14 protein-coding genes are annotated in these 11,131 nt (G+C 71.7%); 6 read left to right on the top strand and 8 right to left on the bottom strand.

The annotated features are described in order from the left end of the window. The 4 genes from ABD352_RS46660 to lepB all read left to right on the top strand — a co-directional run. The coding region (locus tag ABD352_RS46660) for a chemotaxis protein CheX (protein WP_344619068.1) at positions 1 to 676 on the top strand (676 nt) is incomplete at its 5' end. 249 nt (positions 677 to 925) lie between these two features. Further along, the gene (locus tag ABD352_RS46655) at positions 926 to 1,981 is read left to right on the top strand and encodes a 3-deoxy-7-phosphoheptulonate synthase (RefSeq protein ID WP_344619067.1); all 1,056 of its coding nucleotides are present in this window, start codon (positions 926 to 928) and stop codon (positions 1,979 to 1,981) included. A 108-nt stretch (positions 1,982 to 2,089) separates the two neighbouring features. Further along, a complete protein-coding gene (locus ABD352_RS46650) occupies positions 2,090 to 2,590 on the top strand; it encodes a SigE family RNA polymerase sigma factor (RefSeq protein ID WP_344619066.1) in 501 nt (166 codons plus the stop codon). 12 nt (positions 2,591 to 2,602) lie between these two features. Further along, complete coding sequence (gene lepB, locus ABD352_RS46645; protein WP_344619065.1) at positions 2,603 to 3,355, top strand: signal peptidase I; 753 nt, start codon at positions 2,603 to 2,605, stop codon at positions 3,353 to 3,355. Positions 3,356 to 3,380: 25 nt separating this feature from the next. Here the strand turns inward: lepB and ABD352_RS46640 are convergent, their stop codons facing one another. From ABD352_RS46640 to ABD352_RS46625, 4 genes are read right to left on the bottom strand one after another with little or no spacing between them, the layout of a single operon-like run. Next, on the bottom strand, positions 3,381 to 4,145 hold the full coding sequence (locus ABD352_RS46640) for an ABC transporter permease (RefSeq protein ID WP_344619064.1): 765 nt from the start codon (positions 4,143 to 4,145) through the stop codon (positions 3,381 to 3,383). Between the two features lie 2 nt (positions 4,146 to 4,147). After that, positions 4,148 to 4,942, bottom strand: coding sequence for an ABC transporter ATP-binding protein (locus ABD352_RS46635; RefSeq protein ID WP_344619063.1), 795 nt, complete (start codon positions 4,940 to 4,942; stop codon positions 4,148 to 4,150). After that, positions 4,942 to 5,346 (bottom strand): DUF1048 domain-containing protein, encoded by a 405-nt coding sequence (locus ABD352_RS46630; protein WP_344619062.1) that lies wholly within the window; start codon positions 5,344 to 5,346, stop codon positions 4,942 to 4,944. The genes ABD352_RS46635 and ABD352_RS46630 overlap by 1 nt, the downstream gene beginning before the upstream one ends. Before the next feature lie 2 nt (positions 5,347 to 5,348). Then, positions 5,349 to 5,678, bottom strand: coding sequence for a PadR family transcriptional regulator (locus tag ABD352_RS46625; RefSeq protein WP_344619061.1), 330 nt, complete (start codon positions 5,676 to 5,678; stop codon positions 5,349 to 5,351). A 166-nt stretch (positions 5,679 to 5,844) separates the two neighbouring features. Here ABD352_RS46625 and ABD352_RS46620 point away from each other — a divergent pair, with 166 nt between their 5' ends. Beyond that, positions 5,845 to 6,975, top strand: coding sequence for a serine hydrolase domain-containing protein (locus ABD352_RS46620; RefSeq protein ID WP_344619060.1), 1,131 nt, complete (start codon positions 5,845 to 5,847; stop codon positions 6,973 to 6,975). Positions 6,976 to 6,981: 6 nt separating this feature from the next. On the opposite strand, the gene ABD352_RS46615 is transcribed toward ABD352_RS46620, so the two are convergent. Genes ABD352_RS46615 through ABD352_RS46605 form a run of 3 tightly spaced genes read right to left on the bottom strand, consistent with a single transcriptional unit; the run spans position 6,982 to position 8,689 of the window. Continuing rightward, entirely contained in the window at positions 6,982 to 7,635 is a 654-nt protein-coding gene (locus ABD352_RS46615; protein WP_344619059.1) for a TVP38/TMEM64 family protein, read from the bottom strand. 29 nt (positions 7,636 to 7,664) lie between these two features. Then, positions 7,665 to 8,123 carry a MerR family transcriptional regulator gene (locus ABD352_RS46610; protein ID WP_344619074.1) on the bottom strand — a complete coding sequence of 153 codons (459 nt, stop codon included), beginning with the start codon at positions 8,121 to 8,123 and terminating at the stop codon, positions 7,665 to 7,667. 44 nt (positions 8,124 to 8,167) lie between these two features. Next, entirely contained in the window at positions 8,168 to 8,689 is a 522-nt protein-coding gene (locus ABD352_RS46605; protein WP_344619058.1) for a hypothetical protein, read from the bottom strand. A gap of 35 nt (positions 8,690 to 8,724) precedes the next feature. Here ABD352_RS46605 and ABD352_RS46600 point away from each other — a divergent pair, with 35 nt between their 5' ends. After that, the gene (locus ABD352_RS46600; protein WP_344619057.1) at positions 8,725 to 9,786 is read left to right on the top strand and encodes a barstar family protein; all 1,062 of its coding nucleotides are present in this window, start codon (positions 8,725 to 8,727) and stop codon (positions 9,784 to 9,786) included. 6 nt (positions 9,787 to 9,792) lie between these two features. Here ABD352_RS46600 and ABD352_RS46595 read toward each other — a convergent pair whose 3' ends face one another. Beyond that, a complete protein-coding gene (locus tag ABD352_RS46595) occupies positions 9,793 to 11,112 on the bottom strand; it encodes an ATP-dependent 6-phosphofructokinase (RefSeq protein ID WP_344619056.1) in 1,320 nt (439 codons plus the stop codon). Positions 11,113 to 11,131 lie beyond the last annotated feature (19 nt).

The raw sequence follows: 11,131 nt of genomic DNA, 5'->3' as shown, positions 1-11,131 counted from the left end.
CGCGGGGGCGCGGGGCGCCGGGGCGCGGGAGCGCGGGGCGCGGGAGCGCGGGGCGCGGGAGCGCGGGGCGCGGGAGCGCGGGGCGCGGGAGCGCTTGGTCGAGTTCGCGCGGGCAAATGCTCAAGGCGGCGCGGGCGCGGCCGATCTGGCCTGTCGGCGGGCGGGCGAAGGGAGCACGATGCGGGCTGACCTCGAGGGCGGGGCCGTCACCGGCGAGCAGCTGCAGGGCATCGTGTGGCAGGTGTGGACCGCGTACCTCGGCGGCACCACGCCGGCCGAGCTGCCCGCCGCCGCGTACGCCGAGCCGTTCGACGTCACCGGCGCGGTGGCGATCGCCGGGGAGTGGCACGGGCACGTCGTCCTGCGCTGCCGCCTCGACGGGATGGCGGCCATGGCGGCGGCGATGCTGGAGCTGCCGACCGCCGGCGTGCGCCTCGAGGACATCGTGGACGCCGCCGGTGAGCTGCTCAACATCGTGGCCGGCAACGTGAAGAGCCTGCTGCCGCAGCCGAGCGTGGTGGCGCTGCCACAGGTGGTGCTGGGCGAGGCCGACGTGCTGTGGCCGGGCGCGGCGGCGGCGTGCGAGCTGCGGACCGGCTTCGAGGAGTGGGCGGTGCTGCTGTCGGTGCTGGAGATCGACAACCTCGGCCCGAAGTGGTCCCCGGCAGCCACGTGAACCTCTCACGCCCACGGCGTTGTGTGCGTCACGTCCGGGCGGGTGGGCTCATGCGGTACAGTGGCGGCGTGAATTTCGGTTATCGGGCGTTTACCGTGGCTCCGGGTGGAGCCGGCGGCACGTTGCGCTGACCTAGTTCACCCGGAGCCAGCAAGGGCAGAGACCTCGGTCTCTGCCCTTCGTCGTGTCATACGGCGGGGCTGGTGAAGACCGGGCCCGCCTCCCCCTGGGAGCCCAAGGAGACGGGTCATGCACAGCACCAGCAATCTTCGGGTCACCGGCTACGCGCCACTGGTCACGCCGCGGGAGCTCACCGCCGAGCTACCCATGGACGACGAGCGCGCCGCCGTCGTCGAGCGCGGCCGCGACGAGGTCCATGGCATCGTCACCGGCGCCGACGACCGGCTCCTCGTGGTCGTCGGCGCCTGTTCGGTCCACGATCCCGTGGCGGCGGTCGACTACGCGCGGCGCCTCGCGGTGACCGCCCAGCGACTGTCCGCCGACCTTTCCATCGTCATGCGGGTGTACTTCGAGAAGCCCCGCACCACCGTCGGCTGGAAGGGCCTGATCAACGACCCGGGGCTGGACGAGACGTTCGACGTGCCCCGCGGCCTGCGCCTGGCCCGCCGCCTGCTGCTCGACGTGCTCGGCCTCGGGCTGCCGGTGGGGTGCGAGTTCCTCGAGCCGACGAGCCCGCAGTACATCGCCGACGCCGTCTCCTGGGGCGCGATCGGCGCCCGGACGCCGGAGAGCCAGGTGCACCGCCAGCTCGCGTCGGGCCTGTCCATGCCGGTCGGCTTCAAGAACGGCACCGACGGCGACGTCCAGGTGGCCATCGACGGCTGCCGCACCGCCGCGAGCCGCCACGTCTTCTTCGGCGTCGACGAGGACGGCCGCGCCGCGGTCGTCTCCACCGCCGGCAACCCCGACTGCCACATCATCCTGCGCGGCGCCCGTTCGGGCCCGAACTACGGCCCCGGCGACGTCGCCGACGCCCTCGCCCGCCTGGAGAAGGCCCAGATGCCGCAGCGCCTCATCATCGACGCGAGCCACGGCAACAGCGGCAAGGACCACGTCCGCCAGGCCACCGTCGCCCGCGAGGTGGCCGAGCAACTGGCCGCCGGCCAGGACGGCATCGCCGGGGTAATGCTGGAGAGCTTCCTGGTGGCCGGGCGCCAGGACCTCGGGGGTGAGCTGACCTACGGCCAGAGCGTCACCGACGCCTGCATGTCGTGGGACACCACGGAGACACTGCTCGACGACCTCGCCGCCGCCGTCCGCGCCCGCCGCGCACTCACCCGCTGAGTTCCTCCGGAAGGCCCCGCGGCAAGCGGGGCCTTCCGTCGCCGGCCGGCCAGCAACTCACCTGATCCCCCATGCAACGCCTGCGGAGCGGATCTCGTTCTGGTAGGTGTGACACCGTCAGAGGAGCGGGACTTCGCGGAGTTCGTGCAGGCCCACGGGGACCGGTTGCTGCGGTTCGCGCGGTTGCTCGTGCCGGACGCCGCCGAGGCCGAGGATGTCCTGCAGATCGCCCTGCTGCGGTTGACCAGGCACTGGTCGAGGCATCTGGCGTCCCCGGAGGCATACGTCCGGGCCACGCTGGTGAACCTCGCCAAGGACCGCGGCCGGCGCAGCTATCTCGTTCCCGTCCCCGTGGAGGCCGACCCCGACCTGCCGAACGCCGGGCCGGATCACGCCGAGGCGATCGTGGCCCGGGCGCATCTCGACCAGATCCTCGCCGGCCTTCCTCCGAAACAGCGGGTGACGGTCGTGCTCCGCGTCATCGACGGACTCAGTGAGGCCGAGACCGCGGCCCTGATGGGGTGCTCGCCAGGAACGGTCAAGAGCAACCTCGCCCGCGGCCTCCTGAAGGTCCGCACTGCCCTGGAATCCTCCCTTGCCCGGCGTTGAGGAGACAGCGAAATGAATACGACTCTGCCCTCGCCGCAAGGGCCGGCCGAGGAACTGCGCAGACTGGCGGCGGCCGCCGCGCCGGCGGTGCGGGCCCGGCCCGACCTGGCCCGGATCGTCCTCGACCGCGCTGGCCGCCAGCGGCGCGCGCGGCGCCTGGGCAAGGTGACGGCCGGCGTCGGCGGTGGTCTCGTGGTGCTGACCACGCTGGCGGCGGCCACCCTGCTCGGCCGCAGCGACTACGTGACCGTCATCCAGCCGAGCGCCGCCATGATGCCCACCATCCAGGTGGGCGAGCGCGTCGTGCTCGACAAGAGCCTGGCACCCGCCCGCGGAGACGTCGTCGTCGTGCACCTCGCTCGTGACGGTCGCACGTACGACGCCATGATGCGGGTCGTCGCCCTCTCCGGCGACACGGTCGCTTGCCCGGCGGGCCCGACCGGGCGGTGCGAGGCGGTCGTCGTCAACGGCACCGCCGTGCCGGAGCCGTACCTCGGCGCGACGGTGACCGACCCGTTCCCCATGTCCACGGTGCCGGATCGCATGATCTTCCTCCTCGGTGACAACCGCGCCGCCGCGAACGACTCGCGCTTCATCGGGCCGGTCCGGCGCGCCGACGTTCGCGGCGTGGCTGTGCGGATCGAGGACCGCGATGGTCAGGTCCGGGTCGTTCCGGGCGCGCCGGCTCACCACGGCCCCGGCGACAGCGACAACGTCGACCCGGCCGGCCAGGTCCCGCCGGCAGAAGTCGCAACGCCCCGATAGGTGGCAGCGACCGCGTTCCAACAGGCTATGAGATCTTGCGGCGGTAGATGACCATCGAGAAGGCGAAGCCGACGACGAGGATCCCGACGCACCACGCGAGGGCGGTCCAGATGTCCGTGCCGACCGGCTGGCCGGTGAACAGGTGGCGGATCGCGTCGACGATCGGGGTGACCGGCTGGTTCTCGGCGAACCAGCGCACCGGCCCGGGCATGGAGGCGGTGGGCACGAACGCCGAGCTGATGAACGGCAGGAAGATCAGCGGATAGGAGAACGCGCTCGCGCCCGCGACGGTCTTCGCGGTGAGACCGGGGATGACGGCGACCCATGTCAGCGCGAGCGTGAACAGGAGCAGGATGCCGGCTACCGCGAGCCACGCCCCGACGTTCGCCGGTGTGCGCAGGCCCATGATGAGGGCGACGCCCACGACGATGACGAGCGAGATGAGGTTGGCGACCAGCGAGGTGAGCACGTGTGCCCACAGCACGCCGGACCGGGCGATCGGCATGGACTGGAACCGCTCGAAGATTCCGGCCTGCATGTCGGTGAAGAGCCGGAACGCGGTGTAGGAGATGCCCGAGGCGATCGTGATCAGCAGGACGCCGGGCAGCTGGTAGCTCACGTAGGACTGCGTGGTTCCGGTGTTGATCGCGCCGCCCAGCACGTAGACGAACAGCAGCATGATGGCGACCGGTGTGATCGCGGTCGTGATGATGGTGTCCACGCTTCGGGTGACGTGCTTCAGGGAGCGTCCGGTGAGGACGGCGGTGTCATCGAAGAAGTGCTTGTTCATGCTCATCCCTGCTTCAACATGGCGTCGGGGGCGCTGCCGCCCTGGTCCGCGTCGCCGACGAGGGCGAAGAAGACGTCCTCCAGGGTCGGCTGCTTCTCGACGTACTCGGCCTTCGCCGGCGGGAGCAGCTTCTTGAGCTCGTCGAGGGTGCCGTTCACGATGATGCGGCCCTGGTGCAGGATCGCGATCCGATCCGCGAGCTGTTCGGCCTCGTCCAGGTACTGCGTGGTCAGCAGCACTGTCGTGCCGTGCCTGGTCAGTTCCTTGACGGTCTGCCACACGTCGATGCGCGCCTGCGGGTCCAGTCCCGTGGTGGGCTCGTCGAGGAAGATGACCGGTGGGTTGCCGATCAGGCTCATCGCGATGTCCAGGCGCCGGCGCATGCCCCCCGAGTACGTCGACACCTTCCGCCCCGCCGCGTCGGTCAACGCGAAGCGCTCCAGCAGCGTGTCTGCGACCGCGCCGGGGTTCTCGAGATGCCGCAGCCGGGCGACCAGCACGAGGTTCTCCCGGCCGCTGAGGATCTCGTCCACCGCCGCGAACTGCCCGGTGAGGCTGAAGGACTCCCGTACCTTCCCCGGCTGCTCGGCGACGTCGAAGCCGTTGACGCTCGCCGTGCCGGCGTCGGCCTTGAGCAGGGTGGCCAGGATTCTGATGACCGTGGTCTTGCCCGCGCCGTTGGAGCCGAGCAGGGCGAAGATACTGCCGGCCGCGACGTCGAAGTCCACGCCGCGCAATACCTCCAGGTCCTTGAACGACTTCCGCAGGCCCTGTACGTGGATCGCCGGCGCCGGCATCAGCTCGTCCCCTTGTCTTCTTCGGTGGTGTGGTCCTCCCCGGCGGCGCGCTCGATGGCGCGCGACAGGCGATTGCGCTCCCGGGCCACGTACCCGCCCTTCTCGTAGTTCGCGATCAACGCCTCGACGAACTCCACCGGGTCGTCCCCGACGATGTCGCGGATCGGCGTGCCGTCCGCCGCCGCCCGCTCGAACAGGTCGGCGACGTCCTCGAACAACGACTGGGCGCTGTCCGCGTCCATCGCGCCGAAGTGCATCAGGTACCGCTCGATCGCCTCGACCGTCGTGCGGTAGTTCTCGGGGAGCGCCCGCACGCGCGCCTTGTACGCCCGCCACCGCCTCTTCGGGCCGATCAGCTTCAGGATGGCCCTCGAGATGAGGCTGTCGCTTTCTTCGTCGTACATCGTCATCTGCCTCCTTCACGGAGCTGTTCCAGTCGCTGCGCGAGGAAGCTCCACGTCTTCCAGAACTCTTCGAGGTATTCCCGGCCCTGCGCGTTGAGGGAGTAGACCTTGCGTGGCGGGCCCTTCTCCGACGGAACCTTCTCCACGTCGACCAGACCGCGCTGCTCGACCCTGACCAGCAGCGCGTAGACGGTGCCCTCGGCGATGTCGGCGAAGCCCTGGTCCCGCAGCCACGCCGTGATTTCGTAGCCGTATGCGGGGCGGCCGGACAGGACCGCCAGGACGATCCCCTCCAGGATTCCCTTGAGCATCTCGGTCGCCTGCTTGCCCATGGATACCTTCAACTACTCAGTGACGTTGACTACCGGTACATAGTATTGCCGACTACCGGTACTTGGCAACACTGAATAGCTAGACCGCCGAGCGTGACCGCGTGACACGGGCCTCGACGACCGGGCAAGCTGGGACGACCGGATGCGTGGAGGGGGATGTCGAGGAATGACGCGTGCGTTGCAGGACCTGCTCGAGCGGCACGTCGCGAGTGGCACCGTCCCCGGCGCCGTCGCGAGCCTCGGCACGGCGGAGCCCGGGATCGTGACCGCCGGCGCGATGTCCGTCGGCGGTGCGCCGATGCGCGCCGACGCGATCATGCGCATCATGTCGATGACCAAGGCGGTCACGGCGGTCGCGGCCCTGCGCCTGGTCGAGGCCGGGCGCCTGGGACTCGACGAGCCGGTGCAACGGTGGCTGCCCGAACTGGCGGATCGGCAGGTGCTCAACGGTCCCACCGCCGACCTCGCCGACACGTCACCGGCCGTCCGGCCGATCACGCTGCGGCACCTGCTGACCTGCACGTCCGGCTACGGCATCGTGGTGACGGAGTCTGCGCTGCAGCGGGCGATGGCCGGCAGCGAACTCGACGCCGACGTCGACCCCGTGCCGTTCGGGGCCGACGAGTGGCTCGCGCGGCTGGCGGCCCTCCCCCTGGCCTTCCAGCCGGGCGAGGGCTGGCGCTACCACCACTCCTTCGGCATCCTCGGCATCCTGATCGCCCGGGTGGCCGGCCGGCCACTGCAGGATCACCTGGCCGACGACCTGCTCGGACCCCTCGGCCTCCACGACACCGGACTGTGGGCGCCCGCGGGCAGCGCCGACCGGCTACCCGCCGGCTACCGGCACGCCGACGCCGGCCTGGCCGAAATCGAACCGGCCGCCGGTGGCTTCTACGCCGGGCCGCCACCGTTCGACGTCAGCCACGGCGAGCTCGTCTCGACGGCCCGCGACTACACCCGCTTCGCCCGGATGCTGGCCGACGGCGGCCGGTTCGAGGGGCGGCAGATCGTGTCGGAGGAGCACCTCGGGATGATGACCAGCGACCAGGTGCCGGCCGCCGCGAAGACGCCGGACAGCTTCTTCCCGGGCTTCTGGGACGGCACGGGCTGGGGCTTCGGCGTCGGCATCGACACCGAGGGCGCGCGGGCCGGCCGCTACGGGTGGTCCGGCGGGCTGGGCACCAACTTCTTCGTCGACCCCGACGGCACCGTAGGAGTCCTACTCACCCAGGTGGCGATGGGCGAAGGGATGAAGCCGCTGCTCGACGAGTTCCATGCCCTGCCCGGAGCGGCATGACGCCGGTCAGGACGCCCCCCTGGTACGGCGGCGACGGTACCGCTCGGCGGCCAGGCCACCGACGGTGAGCACCAGCAGCGTGGCCAGCGCCGCCCAGAGCGGCCACGCGCCGGGCTGCCGGCCGTAGGCGCCGACCGTGACGTAGGCGGTGGTGGTCGGCAGGATGCCGATCGCCGTGCCGGCGATGAAGTGGCGCATCCGTACCGAGGTGAGCCCGGCGAGGTAGTTGACCGCGGTGAACGGCACGATCGGGATGAGCCGGGTGACCACGATCGCGCGCATGCCGTGGCCCGTCAGCAGCGCGTCCAGGCGGTCGAGACGCCCCCCGGTCAACCACCGCACGGTGTCGCGGCCGAGCAGCCGGCCGAGGTACAACGCGGCCACCGCGCCGAGCAGCGCCCCGGCGACGACGATGACGACGCCTGCGGCCAGGCCGAACAGGGCCCCGGCGGCCAGGGTGAAGATGGTCTTCGGCAACGGCGACAGCGACACCGCGGCGTAGAGCGCGCCGAAGGCCACCGGCGCCCACCAGCCGAGCGCGAGGACGTTGCTGCGCAGCTGTTGCGGGTCGGGCACCCCGACGAGGAAGGCGGCCGCCACGAGCAGCGCGAGCAACGCGACGAGGCCGGCCACACGCAGCACCCCGGCGCGAACGGTCATGATCCCATCATGCCGTCACGTGCCGTCCCTCAGCACCTCGTGGACACACCCGGCAGGCCATCAGGGGCCGGCTCACCCCCGGGAGGCGTTCCACGGCCGATGGTGAGCAGCGGCATGGGGCAGTCGGGGCAGGTGCAGCCGACGAGGGTGTCGCAGCGCGCGTCGACGACGTCGCTCAGCGCACCGCGGATCGCGGTCAGGTCGGCGATCTTCGCGTCGACCTCGGCGATCTTGGCCAGCGCGCGCTCGCGCAGGTCCGGGGTCGGGTGCCGCCGGCGGCCGGTGTCGAGCAGCTCGGCCACCTCGTCGAGGGTGAAGCCGAGCCGCTGGGCCGCCTTGATGGCGTGCAGCAGCTCGACCGTGTCCGGCGGGTAGAGGCGGTGGCCGCCGAGCGAGCGGGTGGGCTCGGCGAGCAGGCCGCGGCGTTCGTAGTACCGCAGCGTCTGGATGTTGACGCCGGCCTGCTCCGCGACCTCTCCGCTGCGCATCACGGCCCAACGGTAAACCTGTACCCGGGTACCGGTTGCAACCGCTAGAGCGGCCAGTCCTCCTCCGCCGCGGCGCGGATGTCGATCTCCTCCGCGCGGGCCTCGGGGTCCCGGCGGAACTCCGAGCGGCCCGGCGTCAGGCGCAGGACGATCTCGTCGCCGTTCCAGTCGGTGGTGACGGTCGCGACGCCACGGTCCTCGCCGTCCATGTATCCGGCGAGGCCGCGCGCGATCGTGCACGCCCAGACCAGCGACGGCAGCCGGAAGTCGACGCGGCCGGCGAAGTCGAGGACGAGCGACCCGGTGGCCTTGTCGTAGCGCAGCGTGAGCTCGTCCTCGTCCTGCAGCTCGCGCAGGACGGCCGCGTAGTCGCCGCCGAGCCAGCCGTCGCACTCCGCGATGGCGCCGGGCAGCTCGTCCCGGCTCTGGTCCGGCATGGCGGCGAGCAGGCCGGCCCAGTCCCGCTCGGGCCAGTCCGCGGCCGGCTTGACCGGCGACTCCAGGAACTCGCGCAGCCGGGGCTCCGCGATGACGGCCGACACCGCCAGCATGACCGTTTCGGACACCGCATGACCTCCCGGGCGAAGCTTACGATGGCGGCATGCGGTACGTCGTCCAGGCCGGCTGGGGCGAGCAGGACGAGGAGCGCCGGCTCGGCGCGGGCGACGGCATCGAGGGCGTGTTCGTGGGCGAGCGCTCGCTGCCGGGCCGCGAGCGGTACACCTTCGCCGGCTGCGACCCCGCCGGTCCGTTGCGGGCCGCGCTGGACGGCCCGGCCTGGCTGGGCAACGTCTGGGTCGAGCCGTCGAACTCCGTCGACGGCCAGGAGCTGCTCGACGTCGTCGTCACCGGCCACCGCCCCTCACCCGCCGGAGACGGCCTGCTCGACATCGACCTCGAGGGCGTACCGTACCTCGACCAGGACACCCGGGCGCCGAAACTCGGCCGCGCGTGCCGCCTGGAGCTGAGCGCCGGCGAACCGCTGGGCACCTGCCGCGACCCGGTCGGCGTCTTCCGCGACCGCCACCTCCCGGCCTGGGGCCCGGTGATCCTGCACGACTTCGCACCGACGGCGGACCCATTGGCGCCCGGCCGCCGCGTCCTGGTCAAGCCGGTGAGCGCGGCGGGTGTCGAGAGCCACTGGGACCTCTTGCACGGCGACGTCGAAGCGGTCCAGGGATCCGATCTCATCATCCGGCCGTACCGCACGAGCGAACCCTCGCCGGTGCAGCTCGCCGAGGTGTGGGAGCTCTGGGCGTCCGGCGGACCGCAGGAGCGCAACCAGTGGGCCCGGTACGACGACGCCACCCGGACGCGGTGGCCGTACCTGATGTTCCGGATCCGCCACCCGGACCTCCCGGCGGGCCGGACCTTCCACCTGGACGGCCGCTTCGTCACCGACCTGGGCGGCTTCTACTGCGCCCTGGGCGAGGCGGTGAACGGCCCGGGAGGCTACTTCGGCTGGAACCTCGGCGCGGTGGACGACTGCCTGAGGGGCCGCTGGGGTGTCGTTCCACCGTGGACCCTCGTCTGGCACGACAGCGACGTCGCCCGCCGTCACCTGGTCCCCGCCTACGACCGCCGCATCCTGCGCCCCGCCGTCACCTTCGACGATCTGCTCGACCTCTTGCGCGAGCGCCGCATCGATGTCCAGCTGCGCTGAAGCGGCTCAGGCGAAGACGGGCGGCTGGCCGGTGGCCTCCAGGACCGACAGCCACAGGTCGCCGTCGGGGTCGACGAGGTTGCGGGAGCTGATGGCCAGGGAGATCGGGACGTGCACGAACCGGCCCCGCCAGCGGCCCACGACCATCTCGGTGCGCCCGGCCATCGCGGCGTGCACGGCGGCGTGGGCCAGGCGGATGCAGTAGACGCTGTCGTACGGATCGGCGGGGACGCTGCGGATGGTGTAGCTCGGGTCGATGTACTTCAGGTTGGCCTCGACCCCGGCGGCGGCGAAGTGCTCGGCGATCCGCCCGCGCAGGTACCGCCCGAAGTCCTCCAGCCGTACGTTGCCCGACGCGTCCACGCCCTTGGCCGACAGGTACTCCTGGCCGGCGCCCTCGGCCACGACCACCATCGCGTGCCCGCGGTCGACGACCCGGCGGCGCAGGTGCTCGAGGAACCCGCCCGGGCCGTCGAGCGCGAACGGCACCTCGGGGATGAGCACGTAGTCGGCGTCGTTGTTGGCCAGCGCCGCGTAGCAGGCGATGAAGCCGGAGTGCCGGCCCATCAGCTGGACCAGGCCGATGCCGTTGGGGAACGCCTTGGCCTCCACGTGCGCGGCCCGGATCGCCTCGGTCGCCTTGGCGAAGGCGGTCTGGAAGCCGAAGGACCGCTCGATGTACGGGATGTCGTTGTCGATGGTCTTCGGCACCCCGACGACCGCGATCCGCAGGCCCCGCTCGGCCACCACCTCGGCGATGCGCAAGGCGCCGCGCATCGAGCCGTCGCCGCCGATGACGAACAGGACGTTCACGCTGAGCTGCTCCAGGCAGTCCACGATCTCGTTCGGGTCCTGGTTGCCCCGCGAGGTGCCGAGGATCGTGCCGCCGTACTCGTTGATGCCGGACACCGCCTCGGGGTCGAGGTCCACCACCGGGCGGGCGTAGCGGGCGGTCAGCCCCTGGTACCCGTTGCGGAACCCGAAAATCCGCCGGACCCCGTAGTGGTTGGTCAGCTCCAGCACCAGGGCCCGGATGACGTCGTTCAGTCCCGGGCAGAGGCCGCCGCAGGTGACGATCCCGACGCGGGTCTTCGACGGGTCGAAGTAGATCTTCGACCGGGGGCCGCCGGGCTCGAACCCGGGCAGCTCGGCGACCGGGACGCCCCGGGCGGCCAGCAGCGAGACCGTGTCGTCGAGCAGCACCCGGTCGGCCTCGTCGACGTAGTGCTGCGTGGTGCCCTGCCGGCGCAGCAGCGCCGAAAGCGGCGAGTCGATCCGGCACTCGCCGAGCGTGGCCACCTCGAGCTGCGCGCGTTCGTCGACCATGCCGCCAATGGTCCGGCAG

Source organism: Dactylosporangium salmoneum (genome assembly GCF_039532525.1).
GTDB classification, from domain to species: domain Bacteria; phylum Actinomycetota; class Actinomycetes; order Mycobacteriales; family Micromonosporaceae; genus Dactylosporangium; species Dactylosporangium salmoneum.
This window is presented reverse-complemented; position numbering and strand designations above follow the sequence as displayed.